The 17,511-nt window shown below is 28.0% G+C and carries 18 protein-coding genes; 1 reads left to right on the top strand and 17 read right to left on the bottom strand.

The annotated features are described in order from the left end of the window. Nucleotides 1-117: 117 nt before the first annotated feature. The 12 genes from AZI32_RS01190 to AZI32_RS01135 all read right to left on the bottom strand — a co-directional run bounded on the left by AZI32_RS01190 (nucleotide 118) and on the right by AZI32_RS01135 (nucleotide 11,095). Nucleotides 118-1,077 (bottom strand): ABC transporter permease, encoded by a 960-nt coding sequence (locus tag AZI32_RS01190; protein WP_345968943.1) that lies wholly within the window; start codon nucleotides 1,075-1,077, stop codon nucleotides 118-120. A 70-nt stretch (nucleotides 1,078-1,147) separates the two neighbouring features. Next, a complete protein-coding gene (locus tag AZI32_RS01185; RefSeq protein WP_061994091.1) occupies nucleotides 1,148-2,737 on the bottom strand; it encodes an ABC transporter substrate-binding protein in 1,590 nt (529 codons plus the stop codon). A gap of 167 nt (nucleotides 2,738-2,904) precedes the next feature. After that, nucleotides 2,905-3,534, bottom strand: a complete 630-nt coding sequence (gene upp, locus AZI32_RS01180) for a uracil phosphoribosyltransferase (protein WP_061994090.1) — start codon at nucleotides 3,532-3,534, stop codon at nucleotides 2,905-2,907. Nucleotides 3,535-3,546: 12 nt separating this feature from the next. Further along, complete coding sequence (rpiB, locus tag AZI32_RS01175) at nucleotides 3,547-3,996, bottom strand: ribose 5-phosphate isomerase B (RefSeq protein WP_061994089.1); 450 nt, start codon at nucleotides 3,994-3,996, stop codon at nucleotides 3,547-3,549. 39 nt (nucleotides 3,997-4,035) lie between these two features. Further along, the gene (locus AZI32_RS01170) at nucleotides 4,036-4,488 is read right to left on the bottom strand and encodes a low molecular weight protein arginine phosphatase (protein ID WP_061994088.1); all 453 of its coding nucleotides are present in this window, start codon (nucleotides 4,486-4,488) and stop codon (nucleotides 4,036-4,038) included. A gap of 42 nt (nucleotides 4,489-4,530) precedes the next feature. Continuing rightward, nucleotides 4,531-5,583, bottom strand: a complete 1,053-nt coding sequence (locus tag AZI32_RS01165) for an L-threonylcarbamoyladenylate synthase (protein ID WP_061994087.1) — start codon at nucleotides 5,581-5,583, stop codon at nucleotides 4,531-4,533. A 52-nt stretch (nucleotides 5,584-5,635) separates the two neighbouring features. Next, nucleotides 5,636-6,361, bottom strand: coding sequence for a ZIP family metal transporter (locus AZI32_RS01160; RefSeq protein WP_061994086.1), 726 nt, complete (start codon nucleotides 6,359-6,361; stop codon nucleotides 5,636-5,638). A 141-nt stretch (nucleotides 6,362-6,502) separates the two neighbouring features. Next, nucleotides 6,503-7,075 carry a hypothetical protein gene (locus tag AZI32_RS01155; RefSeq protein ID WP_061994085.1) on the bottom strand — a complete coding sequence of 191 codons (573 nt, stop codon included), beginning with the start codon at nucleotides 7,073-7,075 and terminating at the stop codon, nucleotides 6,503-6,505. Between the two features lie 318 nt (nucleotides 7,076-7,393). Then, nucleotides 7,394-8,473 carry a peptide chain release factor 1 gene (gene prfA / locus AZI32_RS01150; protein WP_061994084.1) on the bottom strand — a complete coding sequence of 360 codons (1,080 nt, stop codon included), beginning with the start codon at nucleotides 8,471-8,473 and terminating at the stop codon, nucleotides 7,394-7,396. A 199-nt stretch (nucleotides 8,474-8,672) separates the two neighbouring features. Continuing rightward, nucleotides 8,673-9,521, bottom strand: a complete 849-nt coding sequence (gene prmC / locus AZI32_RS01145) for a peptide chain release factor N(5)-glutamine methyltransferase (RefSeq protein ID WP_061994083.1) — start codon at nucleotides 9,519-9,521, stop codon at nucleotides 8,673-8,675. Continuing rightward, on the bottom strand, nucleotides 9,496-10,467 hold the full coding sequence (locus AZI32_RS01140; RefSeq protein WP_061994082.1) for a DUF1385 domain-containing protein: 972 nt from the start codon (nucleotides 10,465-10,467) through the stop codon (nucleotides 9,496-9,498). The genes prmC and AZI32_RS01140 overlap by 26 nt, the downstream gene beginning before the upstream one ends. Before the next feature lie 25 nt (nucleotides 10,468-10,492). After that, on the bottom strand, nucleotides 10,493-11,095 hold the full coding sequence (locus AZI32_RS01135) for a thymidine kinase (RefSeq protein WP_061994081.1): 603 nt from the start codon (nucleotides 11,093-11,095) through the stop codon (nucleotides 10,493-10,495). A 237-nt stretch (nucleotides 11,096-11,332) separates the two neighbouring features. Between AZI32_RS01135 and rpmE the strand changes: the two genes are divergently transcribed. Then, on the top strand, nucleotides 11,333-11,536 hold the full coding sequence (gene rpmE / locus AZI32_RS01130) for a 50S ribosomal protein L31 (protein ID WP_061994080.1): 204 nt from the start codon (nucleotides 11,333-11,335) through the stop codon (nucleotides 11,534-11,536). 107 nt (nucleotides 11,537-11,643) lie between these two features. Here rpmE and rho read toward each other — a convergent pair whose 3' ends face one another. The 5 genes from rho to spoIIR form a co-directional block, all read right to left on the bottom strand. Beyond that, entirely contained in the window at nucleotides 11,644-13,077 is a 1,434-nt protein-coding gene (gene rho / locus AZI32_RS01125) for a transcription termination factor Rho (protein ID WP_061994079.1), read from the bottom strand. 438 nt (nucleotides 13,078-13,515) lie between these two features. After that, complete coding sequence (locus AZI32_RS01120) at nucleotides 13,516-13,944, bottom strand: DUF1934 domain-containing protein (RefSeq protein WP_157450815.1); 429 nt, start codon at nucleotides 13,942-13,944, stop codon at nucleotides 13,516-13,518. Nucleotides 13,945-13,954: 10 nt separating this feature from the next. Next, on the bottom strand, nucleotides 13,955-14,938 hold the full coding sequence (locus AZI32_RS01115; RefSeq protein ID WP_061994078.1) for a DUF814 domain-containing protein: 984 nt from the start codon (nucleotides 14,936-14,938) through the stop codon (nucleotides 13,955-13,957). A gap of 344 nt (nucleotides 14,939-15,282) precedes the next feature. After that, a complete protein-coding gene (locus AZI32_RS01110) occupies nucleotides 15,283-16,314 on the bottom strand; it encodes a D-alanine--D-alanine ligase family protein (protein WP_061994077.1) in 1,032 nt (343 codons plus the stop codon). A gap of 461 nt (nucleotides 16,315-16,775) precedes the next feature. Next, nucleotides 16,776-17,471, bottom strand: a complete 696-nt coding sequence (spoIIR, locus tag AZI32_RS01105) for a stage II sporulation protein R (protein ID WP_157450814.1) — start codon at nucleotides 17,469-17,471, stop codon at nucleotides 16,776-16,778. Between the last annotated feature and the right edge of the window lie 40 nt (nucleotides 17,472-17,511).

Raw genomic sequence — 17,511 nt, 5'->3', positions numbered from 1 at the left:
GTTGCAAATTCTCCTATTGAGTAGTATTTCATACTTTATCACCTCAATTAAATTATACAACTATATCTATAAAATAACAATATTTTTTTATACATATTTATAGGTTTACTTTAACAGTTATTCACCTCTACGCATTCTTGGATCTATAATAAGATAACATATATCTGCCAGCAAATTACCTATAAGAACCATTATTGATGTTAACATAGTCATAGCCATAATCATTGGATAATCTAACGCTTGAATAGAATTTACACCAAGTCTTCCCATTCCTGGCCATCCAAAAACTGTTTCAGTTATAAAAGCACCAGATACTAGTGACGGTAAGCTCATACCTAGTATTGTTACTATTGGTAAAAGAGAGTTTTTCATAACATGTTTAAATAAAACTTTATTACGTGGCAATCCTTTTGCCATAGCAGTAGTTATATAATCCTCTTTAAGTTGACCTATTGTACTAGATTTTACATATTTAGTTAAAACTGCTGTACTTGAAAAGCTAAGAACAACAGTAGGAAGTATTCCATGTTTTATTATGTCCCATGCAGATTCTATACCAATAGTCCTCATCCCAACACTTGGTAACCACCTAAGCTTTAAAGAAAATATAGTTATTAATATCATAGAAAACCAAAAGCTTGGTATTGATATAGCAATATAACTTAAAAAATTTACTATATTATCTAATAACTTATTTTTATGTAATGCTGTATATAATCCTAATGGAATAGATATTGTTACCGATAAAACAAGTGATGCCCCCATAAGACCTAATGTTGGCAATATCCTTGAGCCAATTTCGCTAATTACTGGTTGTTTTGTTATTAATGAATATCCTAAATCTCCATTTAATGTTGTTTTAAGCCAAGAAAGGTATCTTATCATCACCGGTTGATCTAGTCCTAAACTTGCTCTTATTAAATCAGCTTGTTCTTTTGACATTCTAGCTGTTATAAAACCTTGCGCTGGGTCACCAGGTGCTAAGTTCATAAGCATAAATGATATAAAAGATATAAAAAACAACATAGGTATTGCTTGAGTAATTCTTTTTAAAATTTTTTTCTTCAAAAACTTCACTTCCTCACTAAAAAAAGGCTCAAAAACCTAATGTATCATATAAAAAGGTAAATGAGCCTAGTTTATTATTTTATTCTTGTTTCATATAAATTTTTGATAAATCTTCAAACATATATATAGGAACTAATTTAGCTTCTTCAATTCCACCAAACTTAGCATCTACCCCTATTAAAGACTTGTAATATTCAATAGGATAAACAACTGCATCTTCTGCTAGTGTCTTTTGAATTTTTATATATATTTCTTTTCTTTTAGCTTCATCGACTTCTTTTGCACCTTGTTTCCATAATTCATCTAATTCTTTGTTTTCATATAGTTGAGCATTCATCTCTCCATCTGAAGTAAATGCACTTGAATAGCCATCTGGGTCATTTCCCATAACATATCCATTATAAATTATGTCATAATCTCTTTCTACTTCACCAAACATTTTAGCAAAGAATGTATTTTTATCAAGTTTTTGAGGGTCAATTTCTATTCCTATAGCTTCTAATTGTTGTTTAACCATCATAACTAAATTGTCATCACCCTCTATATATTGAAAATTAATTTTTATTTTATCTGCTCCAGCACTTTTCATAAGTTCTTTAGCTTTTTCTATATTATTATCATACTTTTCAACGTCGTCACTATAATATTTAGTATCTGGTGTTAAAATTGAGTATGCCTTTTGAGTATTATCTAAATTTTTAAATATAGTTTTCAATAATTCTTCTTTATTTAATGCATAGCATATAGCTTGTCTTACTTCTTTTTTCTTTAAATTTTCATTTTTCTCATTAAATACCAAGTAATTTAGCATACCTTCTTCAAATTTAAAAGTATTAAATTTAGAATCTTGAGAAAATTTTTCATATCTTTCTTCTGTTAAATAAGATGCTGAAATTTCACCATTTTCAAAAGCAACTCTAGATGTATTAGCGTCTGGTATTATTCTATAAACTACACTATCTAAATGTGGTTTTCCACTATAATAGTCATCAAATCTTTCTAATGTAACCATTTCTCCTTTTTTCCACTCTTTAAATTTAAATGGACCAGAACCAATTGGATTATTATTTTTTTCTGATTTTGCTAAATCTGCTTCCCCTTCAAATACATGTTTTGGAATTATTTTCAAAGAACCTATTCCTGCATCAAATGGTGCATACGGTTGAGGTAACTTAAATTCAACTGTTAAATCATCAACCTTTTTCATTTCAACTTCCTTACCATCTACTATAAAAACTTCTCTATCTTCTATTCCTTGTTTTTCATCTTTAGCAACATTAACAGTATATATTAAATCTTCTGCTGTTATTTTTTCTCCATCATGCCATTTTAAATTGTCTTTTAATTTTATCTTATATGTAAGTTTATCTTCTGATACTTCCATAGAATCTGCTAGATAATATTTTGTTTCATCCTTATCTATTACAAATAATGGATCAAATAGTGCTCTATTTATAGTAAACGTTACCCTGTTTTGTTGAAAAAATGGATTTAAAGATGTTGGATCAGTAGATGATGAAAATATCATTGTTCCTCCATCTTTTATTTGTGTTTGTTCTGTTTTTGCTGAATCCCCTTTTGTGTTAACTGAATTTTTATTGCCACAGCCTACAAGCCCTAATGTTAAAAAAGCTGATAATGCAAAACATAAAAATCTTTTGCTCTTCATAAAAATCTCCCCTTATTTAACTTATTTTGTAAATAGTCTTAATAGAGAATAGCACAGAATTTGAGCATTTGTAACAATTATGTAAATTTATTATAATTAATATTTATCTATTTGTTTTTCAAATAAAAAATGATAAGTAGATAGGTTCTACTTATCATTTTAATAACTTATTTTGTTCCGAATAATCTATCTCCGGCATCACCTAATCCCGGAACTATGTAGCCATCCTCATTTAATTTCTCATCTAAACCTGCAAGATATATATCTACATCTGGGTGTACATTTTGAACTGCTTTTACTCCCTCTGGTGAAGATACTAAACACATTAATCTAATACTTTTAGCTCCTCTACTTTTTAGAGCACATATTGCATCAATTGCTGAACCACCTGTTGCAAGCATTGGATCTGTAACTATTACTTCTCTCTCTTCAATATCTTGAGGTAATTTACAGAAATATTCTACTGGTTGTAATGTTTCTTCATCTCTATACATTCCTATATGACCAACTTTTGCTGCTGGTATTAATTTCAACATACCATCAACCATTCCAAGACCTGCTCTTAATATTGGTACTATAGCCATCTTCTTACCTGAAAGCATTTTACAAGTTGTTTTGCATATAGGAGTTTCTATTTCTACATCTTCAACTTGCATATCACGAGTAACTTCATATGCCATAAGCATAGCTACCTCTTCAACTAATTCTCTAAAATCTTTAGCCCCTGTATTTTTATCTCTTATTATTGCTAATTTATGTTGTACTAATGGATGTGTTATTATTGTTACTTTACTCATTATTTGTTCCCCCTATTTTGAATATTTTTCTTCTATTTTAGTAATTTTATCTATTCTCTTTTGATGGCGGTCGCCTTGAAATTCTGCATTTAAAAAAGTATCTACTATGTCTAATGCAAGACCTTTTCCAACTACACGCTCACCTAAAGCTAATATATTAGCATTATTATGTTCTCTTGTTGCATGTGCACTGAAAGTATCACTACAAAGCGCTGCCCTAATTCCTGGTACTTTATTAGCTGTTATACTAATTCCTATTCCTGTACCACATATTAAAATTCCAAAATCGAATTCCTTTTTTACTACTGATTCTGCAACCTGTAGCGCAAAATCTGGATAATCACAAGAGTCTTCAGTATATGTTCCGAAATCTTTTATTTCATATCCCTTTTTCTCTAAATGTAGTATTATTTCTTTTTTCAAGTTTAATCCACCATGATCACTGCCTAATGCAATTCTCAAATTGAACACCTCCAAATTATATAAAAAAAAAGATATCAGTTAATTACTAGTATCTTTTTTTAAATTATCAATAAGCAATAGAATATTTTCTTCTAACTGGTTAAAAGTCTTTAAATACATATCAACGTCACCACCAAAAGGATCGATGATATCATCACTTTTACCTAAATACTCATTAAATGTGAATACCTTGTCCTTAAAGCTAGGCTCTTCATTTAATATGTAAGTTTTCATATATTTAGTCATTGTTAAGACTAAATGTGATTGCTTCATAATTTCCATATTTAATTGTACTGGCTTTCTTTTCAATATATCTATGTCATACTTATCTTTTAATACAAAACCTGTATTAAAAGAGGTTTTAGAAGAAGGATTAATAAATAAGCCTGCTGAAATTGCAGATACATTTTTAAGCTTGCAATGATAATTAAACAATGCTTCCGCCATATTGCTCCTACAGGTGTTACCAGTACATATAAACAATATCTTCATTATTATCCTTCTCCTTTCAATATTTATTCAAACTATATTTTTTTATTTAATTTCTATAATGTCAAAGCCTGCACTTTTGTTTAATCTATTCATTATAGCTAAACCAACTCCAGTTTCATCAAAGGCTTCACAAAATATAACATCCACATCTTCAGAATCAAAGCTTCTTAAAACTCTAAATAAATGTTTTGCAACATCATTTAAACTATCTCTACTACCTAAAGTTTTTACTAATCCACCATTATATTTTTCCATAGTTTCATCTGTTGCTATGATTCCTACCTTTTTTTCATTTTCTATATAATTTAACATCATTTCGTTAATTTTTGCAATAGTTTTTTTAATTTCTCCTTTAAAAATTTTCACAGGAGCTTTTGGTGCATAGTGACGATACTTCATTCCTGGTGCTTTTGGCTTAAAACCTTCCTTTGGTTTTGAACATACAGATGGATCTATATAAACATCTTTATCTATCTCTTTCAACATTTCTAATGTTATTCCACCTGGTCTTAATATGCATAGTGGTTCAGAAGTACAATCAACTATAGTAGATTCTATACCTACTTCACTTTCATTCCCACCTAATATATATTCTACCTTGCCATTTAAATCTTCAATACAACTTTCTAAATCTGTTGGACTTGGTCTTCCTGATATATTTGCAGATGGTGCTGCTATAGGTGCATTAGAGGCTTTTATAAGTTCTAAAGCGACTTTATTACTAGGCATTCTTACCCCTACTGTAGATAAATTCGCACTTGTAACTCCTGGTATTATATCTTTTTTTTCTAAAATTAATGTTATTGGGCCTGGCCAAAACTTATTTATAATCTCTTTTGCTGCAGCTGGTATTTCTTTTACATACTTTTCTATATCAAAATCTGCAACATGGATTATTAAAGGATTATCTTGTGGTCTTCCTTTTGCTAAAAATATTTTTTTTACAGCTTCTTCATCTAAGGCATTTGCACCTAATCCATAAACTGTTTCCGTTGGGAAAACTACTAATCCACCTTCTTTTATTACTTGTCCAGCTTCTTCCAATATAACATGGTCTAAATTTTCTTCTGTTAATCTTGCAACTTTTGTTTCCATAAAAACACCTCTATTTTTTATCTATTTAATGATTTTAATTTATCATAATGTTTTAAATAGTATTTAACATTATAAATCCTATAATTATCCCTAAAATTGTAGTTATTCCTGCCGTAAATCCATCAGTTAACTCATTTGTTTCCAACATCATTTGACCAAAAACTACATATATCATAACACCACTGGCAAAAGCTATACATCCACCTAAAATTAGCGGTGATATTGTACCTAATACTATTCCTAGCCACGCACCTATCATTGTTGGAAATGCAACCCAAAATGCATATCTTAATATTTTACTCGGTTTAACCCCTGATACAACTAAAGGTGTAGCAATAGCTAAGCCTTCTGGTATATCATGTATAGATATTAAAATAGCCATTTTCATTCCTAAATTACTTTCTTTTAAAAAACCAAATCCCATTATAAGCCCTTCCGGAAAATTATGTAACATCATCGCCAAAGCCAACAAAAAAGCAACTTTCAAATGAGAATCTCTTTTTTCATTTATCTTTTGACTTAATAAATCAGTAATTAAAATTACTATTATTCCTAAAAGAATATATATTAAAGTAATTCCAAAACCATTATATTTTATGGCCTCTGGAATTAGTTCTAAAAATATTATCGCAATCATTATTCCGGTAGCAAAGCCTAAAATACTTCCCATTAATTTTTTAGATGGCTTTTTCAATAAAACACCTATTGAAGCTCCTATTAGTGTTCCTAATACAGATATTAATGCTGAAAATATACCTATATAAATTATAGTTCCCATAAAAATCCCTCACTCATTACAAATTATAAGGTATAAAACTTTATTTTATAACTTTATCATTAGAAAATTTTGAATGATAAACTTAACTTTAAGTTTGACTCCCTACATAATCAATGTATTTTAAGGAAACTAATTTTATTCTTAACTTCTATATTCTTTTATCTTTTCTATAGCTTCATCTGTAAATGCAGCTCCAACACAAGTTTTATATAAAAAATCTAATAATAAATACTTTTTCACTCCACCTTTTCTTATTACAAAATAAAAATAAGGACCATCATTTTCTAATTTTACTCTATTGTAATATTTATTTATTGTTTTTTGTTTATCTAAAAATCTAAAATCTACATGTTTCAGCCTTTTATTTCTAAATCTTGATTTAGTTATAATTAAAATCTCAAAACTTTTAACAGATTTCATAATATGTATTATCGCCACTTTATCTGTTGATATAGTATATTTTCTTCTTAATACACCGACTTCTATCACTATTTTTTTGTTAACTTGTTTAAAATGTAAATGTTCCTCATTATATCTTATAAGTATTAGTTGAAATATTAATATTTCAAGTATTATCAAATATGCTATAAAGAAAGCACTCAACATCTTTGAATAGATAAGTACTGCTGGCAATAATATAAAAATAAAGCCCATAAACAGCACAAATCTCTTATAAGATTTTTTTTGCTTCTTTAGGACTTTATATATATCCATACTCTCACGCTCCAATAAAAAATTTAAATATAAAAACTTTTATTCATTATTCAAATTTTAACGCATTTTCACTTTTGTATATTACATGGATACAAGCTCGAATTTAAATTGAAACTACTTTCGAGCATGTGTTCCACTGTTATGAATGTCTAAAATTTACAATATCTAAATTAATATACATTTTAGAACCCATATAAGAACTCTAATTTAAATCAATTGTAATTTTAATATAATTAGAATTTCTTATGATTTTATACTAAGTAAGCCCCAAATATTATTAGGTATACCATACTTTTTGAGCATAGATTTATATAGTTATTAGCCAATATTATTTCCCATTGACTTCATTTTTTCGGCTTGATCTGCTGTTATTAAAGCATTTAACATTTCATCTATATCTCCATCAAGGAAACTTTCTAATTTATATAATGTTACACCTATTCTATGGTCAGTAACTCTTCCTTGTGGATAGTTGTAGGTTCTTATTCTCTCACTTCTGTCCCCTGTTCCTACTTGACTTCTTCTATCTTCTGCTATTCCTGCTGATCTTTCTGCTTCTGCTTGTTCATATAATCTAGCTCTTAATATTTTTAAAGCCTTTTCTTTATTTTTAAGCTGTGATTTTTCATCCTGGCAAGATACTACAAGTCCTGTTGGTAAGTGTGTCATTCTAACTGCTGAGTCTGTAGTGTTAACGCACTGTCCACCATTTCCTGATGCTCTAAATACATCTATTTTTAAGTCATTTGCATTTATTTCTATATCTACATCATCAACCTCTGGTAAAACTGCAATTGTAGCTGTTGAAGTGTGAATTCTACCACTTGATTCTGTATCTGGAACCCTTTGTACTCTATGAACTCCTATTTCATATTTTAACTTACTATAGGCCTTATCACCTTTTACCATGAATACAACTTCTTTGAAACCTCCAATATCAGTTTCATTTGCACTCATAACTTCTACTTTCCATCTATTTCTTTCAGCATATCTTGTGTACATTCTGAATAAGTTTGCAGCAAATAGTGCAGCTTCATCTCCACCTGCTCCACCTCTTATTTCGATAAATACGTTTTTATCGTCATTTGGATCTTTAGGTAATAGTAGTATTCTCAATTCTTCTTGTGATGATTCAATTATTTCATTAAGACTTTTAATATCTTCTTGAATCATGTCTTTCATTTCTTTATCACTTTCTTCAACTAGCATTGCTTTGTTTTCTTCTAAACTAGATAAAGCATTTTTATATTCTCTATATTTAGCAACCATAATTTCCATATCTGAATGCTCTTTGCATAGTTTTTGCCATTCTTTCTGATTTGCCATAACAGAAGGATCGCTTATTTTATTTGAAAGCTCGTCATATTTATTTTCTATGAATTCCAATCTCTCTAACATAACTTTATCACTCCGTACATCATAAATTTTATTTTTAAACCTTATTAATTCTTAAGGAAATTTTTATTATATTTCAATCTTTTAGATTTATTACCATTGCCATGAATCACTCTTTTTAACGTCCTATTTAAGTAATAAATTTCATCATTTCATTATACCAATATTTTTTTTTCTTTGCAATTTAATCAGATTTATTTAACTATTTTTGGCCTATAACAACTCTATCATTTTCATATAAATCTTTTAAACTATAAACCTTTGAAAAGCCTTCTATTTCTAGTATTTCCATAACAGCTTCCTTTTGATCATGACCAATTTCGAAAGCAATATATCCATTATTTCTCAATACATTTTTGCTTTGTTTAGCTATTTTCCTATAGAAAATTAAACCATCTTCCCCACCATCTAAAGCTAAATGTGGTTCATAGTTTTTAACATCATCCATAAGGTTTGGAATTACATCCCTTCTTATATATGGTGGATTAGATACTATCATATCAAACTCTATTTTATTTAAAATACTTTTTTCTAGTAAGTTGCTAAATTCTAAATGACATCTTTCATCCATGTTAAGTTTTTTTATGTTATCACCAGTAACTTCTATTGCATCACTACTAATATCATATAAATTTATATTAGTATTTTTAGTATGGTAAGCTATGGATAATCCTATAGCACCACTTCCACAACACAAATCACATATATCCTTAAGATTGTTATTTTCTATAATTTTTATACATTCTTCAACTAAAATCTCTGTATCTGGTCTTGGTATTAATACACCTTCTTTTACATTTAAATTAATACCCATAAACTCAGTTTCACCTAAAATATATTTTATAGGCATTTTTTCACTTCTTAATTTTATAAATTCTAGGAACTTTTCTACTTTTTCATTTTCAATGTCTTTGTCCCTATTAAGCATTATATACAATTTATCAACCTTTAAAACATTGCAAAGTAATAATTGGGTATCTAGCATATAACTTTCTATATTATTATTTTTTAATATATCATATCCTTTAGTTAATAACTGTGCTACTTTCATCTTTTACCTCTTCTTTAGAATCTTCTATTCCTTCAGCAGATTTTAATGCAATAATAGCAACCTCTAACATTTTTAAGTCCGGTTCTTTTGTTGTTAGTTTTTGTAACATTAAACCTGGTTTTGCTATTATTTTTGCTAAATTACTTTCACTTTTACCTAAAAATCTTATTACTTCATAGGTAACCCCTGTAACTACTGGCAATAATAATAATCTTGATATTATTCTTTGCCATACTGACTCCCAACCAGTTAATGAAAATATCATTATACTTATAATCATAACCAAAAATAAAAAGTTTGTTCCACATCTAGGATGAAATCTTGTGTATTTTTTCGCATTTTCAGGAGTCAACTCTTCTCCAGCTTCATAACATGCTATAGTCTTATGTTCCGCGCCATGATACATATATGTTCTTTCTATATCATCAAGCTTTCCTATTAATACTACATATAAGAAAAATATTAGAACTCTTATGACCCCTTCAGCTATATTTAAAATTATAGTATTAGCAGTTAAATACTTTTTTATAAAACTCGCTAGTACCGTTGGTATTATAAAAAACAATACCGATGCAAAAGCTACTCCTAAAACCAATGATATTCCTACTAGTACATCATTACTCTTATCTTTAAAAATACTTTCAAACCATTTATCAAACTTACATTCTTCTTCGTAATCTTCAAATAGTGATGCTGAATAATTTAAACTGTTTATACCTATAATAAGTGATTCTATAAGTGCAATAAAACCTCTTATTATAGGTAACGATAATATTTTAAATCTCTTACTCGCTATATTGCATTCTTTTTCATCAACTTTTATAGTCTTATCATCAACTCTAACAGCAGTGGCTATTCGTTCTTTTCCTCTCATCATTACGCCTTCTATTACAGCTTGCCCGCCAACAGAAGTCTTTCTTTTTTTACTATTTAAACCCTCTTCCATAATAAACACCTACTTAAATATAAAATTAATTTTTATCACTTTCATATATTTCTTTATAGTCAAAGTAACATTTTGGGCATAATGCTTCATATTCTACATTATCCTCTTTATCTATAGCAATTTGTTCTCCTTCAAATACGAATTTCCCATTTATTTTTCTACCATTTAAAAGAGCCTTTTTCCCACAATTACATATAGTTTTAAGTTCCTCTAAGCTATGCGCCAACATAAGCAATCTTGCACTTCCTTCAAACCCATTCATTTGAAAATCTGTTCTTAAGCCATAACATATTGTAGGCACATCCAATTTTACAGCTACTTCAAATAGCTCATCTATTTGCTTTGATGTAAAAAATTGAGCTTCATCTGCCAGTACACAATTCACACCTCCATTATTTTTTATATAATCATTTATCAAATTATATATATTTATATTTTTGTCTATCCAAAAATCAACGTTTCTTGTAACACCTAGTCTAGATACTACTTTGTCTGCTCCCTTAGTATCTGTTTTCGGTTTTATTATAAGAACCTTCATTCCTCTTTCCTCATAATTATGTGCTACTTGCAATAAATTTGTAGATTTTCCACAGTTCATTGCACCATACCTAAAATACAATTTACTCATAAAACACCTCCAAGATATATTTTTTCACTTCACTTTAAATTGCATATTTTATTGTAATCCATTATTATTTTTAAATCAAACAAAGAAAATTTTTCCCATCCTTTAGTTTCAATATTTTTAAAGACTATAGTTATTAAATATTGGATATAATGTTAATGTTGTTGACTTTATATTTTATGCCGTGATATAATTTAGTAGTTGACAATACGGATATGTAATTCGAAAGAGGTGAAATACATGAAAAACGGAATACATCCAAATTACAATCACGAAGCAGTAGTTAAATGTGCTTGCGGTGAAACTTTCACAACTGGATCTGTTAAGGATGAATTAAAAGTAGAGATTTGCTCTAAATGTCACCCATTCTTCACTGGAAAACAAAAAATTGTTGATGCTGGTGGAAGAGTTGACAAGTTCATGAAAAAATTCAACCTTAAGTAGTAAGGTTATAAAAAGCAAGATGTTTTCTTGCTTTTATTTTTTTGTAATTTATAAAAATAAAGCTATGAATTATTTTTTTAATTCATAGCTTCTATTTTTTTAGTTATTTATTTTAATAAGTCAGAACTTTTTCCAATTATATCAAAAAAATCTTTATTATTCTTTGTTTTTGATAAAAGATTTATTAATTTTTCCGTAACCCCTTGTGAATTTCCATCACTATACATAGTTTGCCTAATGTTATATGTAATTTCCAACTCATTTTTACTTAATAATAAATCTTCTCTTCTAGTTCCTGATTTATATATATCTATAGCCGGGAATATTCTTCTTTCTTGAAGTTTTCTATCTAGATGAACTTCCATGTTTCCTGTACCCTTAAATTCTTCGAAAATCATATCATCCATTCTACTTCCAGTTTCAACTAACGCTGTTGCAAGTACAGTTAAACTGCCTCCTTGCTCAACATTTCTAGCTGCACCAAAAAACTTTTTAGGCATTAAAAGTGCACCGGTATCTAATCCACCAGATAAAGTTCTTCCTGTTCTTGTTATTGTTAAATTATATGCTCTTGCAAGTCTTGTTAAACTATCTAAAAGAATTACAACATCTTGACCTTGTTCTACCATTCTTTTAGCTCTTTCAAGAACCATATAAGCAACTTTTGCATGATGTTCTGGTTCTTCATCAAAAGTAGAATAAATTACATCTCCTTGGATAGAACGTTGCATATCCGTTACTTCTTCTGGTCTTTCATCTATTAATAAAACAATTAAATTAATTTCAGGGTGATTTTTTGATATGCTTTGAGCTATTTTCTTTAAAAGTGTTGTTTTTCCAGCTTTAGGAGGTGCTACTATAACTCCTCTTTGACCTTTTCCGATTGGGGATATTATATCCATTAATCTAGAAGATAAATCACTTGAATCAGTTTCTAATTGTATTCTTTCCTTTGGGTATATTGGAATAAGTTTTTCAAAAGATGTTCTTCTTGCAGCTATCTCTGGGTTTTCTCCATTTATACTTTCAACAAACAATAAAGCCTTATATTTTTCTCCCTCTTTAGGTATTCTCACCTTTCCGGATACTTCATCTCCAGTTTTTAAATTAAATCTTCTTATCTGAGATAAAGAAACATAAATATCATCTGGACCACTTAAATAATTGTTTGACCTTAAAAGCCCGAAGTTTCCATTATCACTAATCTCTAAAACACCTTTCGAAGAACCAGACTCACTTATAAGTTCCTTTAATCTTTCTTTCTTTTCTTCAAAAGATTCTCGTTCTGTTACCCCATTGTTTTGGCTTTGTCTATTATCTATGTCATCGCTTTCAATAGTTTTAGTATCATCATTCTTATTGTCCTTAGGAGCAATCTTTTCTCTTAATACTACTCCTGATTTTTCTATTGAAACAGGTGAAACTTTTTTTATTGCTTCTATTAATTCCAACTTTTTAAACTTAGAGATTCCTTTTATAGAAAGTTCTTTTGCAATTTCTTTAAGCTCTGATAAATTCATATCTTCTAAGTTCTTTTCCATTAATTTTTCCACCTACACAATCCTCTCTTCCTAGTTATTTTTAAAATTTATTATAACTATTTTTATAATAAAATTTATATCACAAACAATATGTTAACATTTTTTAAATTATTTAAATATACGTCATTGAAATAAATTATAACGTATATAGTTTATTTTATCCATATTATTCAAATAATTAACATGTTTTTTTATATTATTAATAAATTTTTACAATAATTTAATATTAATATGTGTTAAAAAGCAAAAATCATTACTCTTTTTAACATTTCAATTATATTTTTATATTTTTTCAAACTATAATAGTCCATTATACATACTGGTACTATAAAATTCAACAAATAGAAAATATTCATATTGAATTATACGCATTGGGATTTTATTAATATTTTATAATTTTAAAAGGTGACATTTTCCATGTCACCTTTTTATCTCACATTACTCTTTTATAGTTATTTTTGCAATTAATTTTGTTTCTAATGGTGGTTGACCCATAGCAGACATATCATATTCTACTTTTATTTCTCCTCCAAAATCACCTATATCAATTTTAATAGATTTTGTTCTTATTTTTAAAGATAACCCACCATGAGGTGTACTATACAGTATATCATCTTCTTTATTTCTTTCAAAGTTCATTTTTGTAGTTATAGAACCTTCTCTTATTAAAGAAAATCCTGTTTCATTTATTTTTAGAGTAGTATTAGTGTCTTCCATACCAGATGCTTCTGTTTCTTCATAAGTAGCATAATAATAGCCATCTTCTTTATAAAAAGACCCAGCTGTCACAACTTCTACTGCTCCATCATCCCCTTGTGTACTTATAATACTTATTATAGCTTCTTTTTTTATAGATTCTTTCTCCATATGCCCTCCACTAGTTTACAATATATTTATCTAATTCCTTATCTGTTATCGTTTCTACTTCTATTATGTTATTTGATGGTTTACCATATTTTCCATATTTAACAACAACTTTTTCTGAATCTTTTCCTTTTGAATATCTAGCTGTTACTTTTGCTGCAAACTCGATATCTTCTTGTGATAATTCTCCTACACCAATAACCATAGAACCTTTAAAATCTCTAGCTAAGAATATAGTATCATCTTTACCTAATAATTTTTTAATGTGTTCTGCTTCGTCAGCTGTTCTTGTTGATATTATTTTTGCATTTTCGCTTACTCTAAAGTGTCTACCAAATCTTAAAAGTTGTATTTCTCTTTCTTCTACATCTTTTTTATTTTGTAGTATATCCTTTAATCTTTTTGAGTAATTTGGTTCTGTTAACTTACATCCACCTGCAGGAGACGGATATTCTTTAATACCCCACTTTTCTGCAAGTTCCATCTGAACTTTTCTACTTCTTCCACTTATATCTAAAAGTTTTTCCCTATCAACTAAACCTTGCTGTTCCATCTCAGTTGGTTGAAGATTTTTAGCACATAACGGTCTTAATATCTTATTTCCTATTCCACTTTCCTTTTTAACTTTATCTAAAGCTGTTCTATTTTGAGACATAGGCCTTTGATTTAAAACTTCACCAGTTATTATAAAATCAGCCTGGAACTTTTCTAACAGTTCTCCAGAATATCTCATCATCATAGCATGACAATCTATACATGGATTCATATTTTTTCCGTAACCATTTTTAGGGTTTTTAACCATTTCAAAATGTTCTTTGCTAAAATCTACAACTTCAAGTCTAACACCGATTTGGTCAACCATCCTTCTTGCACTGTCTTCATTAAAAAAATATGATTTAAAACATATTCCTATAACTTCTATCCCTTGATCCTTCATTAATTTAGCGGCTAATATGCTATCAAGCCCACCTGAAATCATCGCTAATGCTCTTGTCATATATATTATACTCTCCTTATTTTTTTATTTATACGTTAAACATTATATATAATAATTTACTATAGTTTATATCTCTATTATTTTGTTCAATATGTATTTTTTTATAAACATAATAATAAAATCATTTAAATTTAAATAATTATTACATTTTATATTATAATACAAAACTTATTTATGCAAATACCGTTTATACTATTTATTTTTTATACCTCTAACTTTGATTTTATTTTATCCTTTTTTAATATAACAATACAAAATTATTTTCAACTTATACTTTTAAAAAGTTTTTTCCTATATAAAGCGATAACACTGCTAGATTCCTCTAACAGTGCCTTATAGTTTAATTATCTATTATTTCTTTCTATAGCTAATTCTATTAAATCGCTTATTAATTCTTTATAAGGTTTTCCTGTTGCATCCCACATTTTTGGATACATACTTATACTTGTAAATCCTGGAATTGTATTTACTTCATTTAAATAAACTTCATTTGTATCTTTATCTACTAAGAAATCTACTCTTGCCATACCAGCACAGTCTAATGCTTTAAATATTTTCACAGCTAAATCTCTTATTAATTCTATATCTTTATCATTGAACGCAGCTGGAATTAATAGTTTTGAAGCTGCATTATGATATTTAGCTTCATAATCATAGAATTCCTTTGCAGGTATTATTTCTCCTGGTGTAGATGCTGATGGATTATCATTTCCAAGTACAGCAACTTCAACTTCTCTTGCATTTATACCTTTTTCAACTAAAACTTTTCTATCATGTTTTAATGCTTCTTCTATTCCTTTTTCTAATTCTTCGCTATTGTGAGCTTTAGTTATTCCAACTGACGATCCGCTATTAGCTGGTTTAACAAACACAGGATAAGTTAAATGGTTTTCTATTTTATTTATTAATTCTAATTTATTCTTATTATATTCACTATTTACAACAACAACATAAGGTGCTTGTTTTATACCTGCATGTTCTAAAATATATTTTGTATATATTTTATCCATACAAACAGCTGAACTCATAACTCCAGGACCAACACATGGAACATTCATTAACTTGCATAAACCTTGTATTGTACCATCTTCTCCAAATTGACCATGTAAAACAGGGAATACTACATCAACCTCTTTATTAAATATTATTTTTTCTCCTGATGGAATCTTATAAAATTCATCATTTTCCCAGTTTCCACTTTCTATATTATCTACATTTCCAGTGTATTCAAACCACTTTCCTTCTTTGTTAATACCAATAGGATATATATCATATTTATTTTGATCTATATTTTTTAATACAGAAGTTGCAGATACTCTAGAAACTTCATGCTCTGTTGATTGTCCACCAAATAAAACTGCTACTTTTTTCTTCATTCTTCATCTCTCCTTAGATTTCATTTAAAAAGTCAATCATCATTTTATACTATCATAATAAAATTTTACTTTAAATCTGTTCATATGTATATAGAATTGAACTATGAATTTTTATCCTGTTTATTTAGATAAAAATTTTTTCAAATGCCGTTTTATACATTTATAGTTTTATCAATTGCTACATTTTTAATATGATATTGATAAATGTAATCTTATTTTAAATGAACTCACCTAATAGTTTCAACCTCAATTTAACCCTTAAAACTTTTTACTTTTTGATAAATATAGGTTTTAAATCAATTTTTCGCCCACTACCGAAATATAGATACTTATTTTTACGATTTATGTAGGTAGTTTAAAATGAAATCGATTTTAATATTACATTTATTGTCTAAAACAAAAAAATAAAGTAGTAATTATATTAATTTCCAAATAATTTCATTACTACTTTATTATATAATTTATTTTTTTATTATTTCTTTTATTGTTTCTACTGCTTTTGATTTTATAACTATATCATTTTGTTGTGTATTATCTATTATTTTATCACTTGTAGGATTATTCTTTAAGTTATTAACCATATCATACTCTTTGTCATCTAAAACTTCTTTCATTTCTTTTTCTGTTTCTTGATAGGCTACCTTCCCCTGTTCTACATCTACAAAACAAAGAGGTGGAAACATGACACACCACCAATTTTGGCCTTCTCCGTTCCCTATTATTATTCTATAAGCTTCATATTTTCCTTGTGGTAATGTAATATTTCCATATGTTTTAACAGGAAAATACTCATTAGACAATGTACTTTGTAATTTATAATTATATCCGTTTTCTTTTAGAGTATTCTGTGCAATATCTAATATTTCTTTATCTTCTTTTTTTAGTATTTCTCTAGATTCACCTATAGATTTTGAATCCTTTAACTTTGGAGATATATATTTTAAAACATTGTCTCTAACTTTTAATTTTACAGCTTGGTCATTTTCATCATCACTATTTGCAATAACATGAAATCTTATAATCTTTTTAGATACTTCCTCTATAGATGGATTTGAATTTTTTTTATATATTGAAAAACCTAATATACTTCCCAAGGTTATAGTTGCTACCATTGCTGATGCTATTATTTTTTTTATATTAACTTGTACACTTTTCATTTTAACTCCCCCTATAACTTTCAACTTATATTTTAATTAT

Origin of the sequence: Clostridium sp. ATCC 25772, from assembly GCF_001573875.1 — a bacterium.
In the GTDB taxonomy this organism is placed as follows: Bacteria; Bacillota; Clostridia; order Clostridiales; family Clostridiaceae; genus Clostridium_J; species Clostridium_J senegalense.
The sequence above is the reverse complement of the archived record's forward strand: the minus strand, read 5'-3'. Positions and strand labels throughout refer to the sequence as shown.

What these genes read in the sequence shown, in the direction of transcription:
- AZI32_RS01185 (WP_061994091.1), bottom strand. Translation starts at nt 2,737, where the DNA reads ATGAAGAGCAAAAGATTTTTATGTTTTGCATTATCAGCTTTTTTAACA.
- upp (WP_061994090.1), bottom strand. Translation starts at nt 3,534, where the DNA reads ATGAGTAAAGTAACAATAATAACACATCCATTAGTACAACATAAATTA.
- AZI32_RS01170 (WP_061994088.1), bottom strand. Translation starts at nt 4,488, where the DNA reads ATGAAGATATTGTTTATATGTACTGGTAACACCTGTAGGAGCAATATG.
- AZI32_RS01165 (WP_061994087.1), bottom strand. Translation starts at nt 5,583, where the DNA reads ATGGAAACAAAAGTTGCAAGATTAACAGAAGAAAATTTAGACCATGTT.
- AZI32_RS01160 (WP_061994086.1), bottom strand. Translation starts at nt 6,361, where the DNA reads ATGGGAACTATAATTTATATAGGTATATTTTCAGCATTAATATCTGTA.
- AZI32_RS01155 (WP_061994085.1), bottom strand. Translation starts at nt 7,075, where the DNA reads ATGGATATATATAAAGTCCTAAAGAAGCAAAAAAAATCTTATAAGAGA.
- prfA (WP_061994084.1), bottom strand. Translation starts at nt 8,473, where the DNA reads ATGTTAGAGAGATTGGAATTCATAGAAAATAAATATGACGAGCTTTCA.
- prmC (WP_061994083.1), bottom strand. Translation starts at nt 9,521, where the DNA reads ATGAAAGTAGCACAGTTATTAACTAAAGGATATGATATATTAAAAAAT.
- AZI32_RS01140 (WP_061994082.1), bottom strand. Translation starts at nt 10,467, where the DNA reads ATGGAAGAGGGTTTAAATAGTAAAAAAAGAAAGACTTCTGTTGGCGGG.
- AZI32_RS01135 (WP_061994081.1), bottom strand. Translation starts at nt 11,095, where the DNA reads ATGAGTAAATTGTATTTTAGGTATGGTGCAATGAACTGTGGAAAATCT.
- rpmE (WP_061994080.1), top strand. Translation starts at nt 11,333, where the DNA reads ATGAAAAACGGAATACATCCAAATTACAATCACGAAGCAGTAGTTAAA.
- rho (WP_061994079.1), bottom strand. Translation starts at nt 13,077, where the DNA reads ATGGAAAAGAACTTAGAAGATATGAATTTATCAGAGCTTAAAGAAATT.
- AZI32_RS01120 (WP_157450815.1), bottom strand. Translation starts at nt 13,944, where the DNA reads ATGGAGAAAGAATCTATAAAAAAAGAAGCTATAATAAGTATTATAAGT.
- AZI32_RS01115 (WP_061994078.1), bottom strand. Translation starts at nt 14,938, where the DNA reads ATGACAAGAGCATTAGCGATGATTTCAGGTGGGCTTGATAGCATATTA.
- AZI32_RS01110 (WP_061994077.1), bottom strand. Translation starts at nt 16,314, where the DNA reads ATGAAGAAAAAAGTAGCAGTTTTATTTGGTGGACAATCAACAGAGCAT.
- spoIIR (WP_157450814.1), bottom strand. Translation starts at nt 17,471, where the DNA reads ATGAAAAGTGTACAAGTTAATATAAAAAAAATAATAGCATCAGCAATG.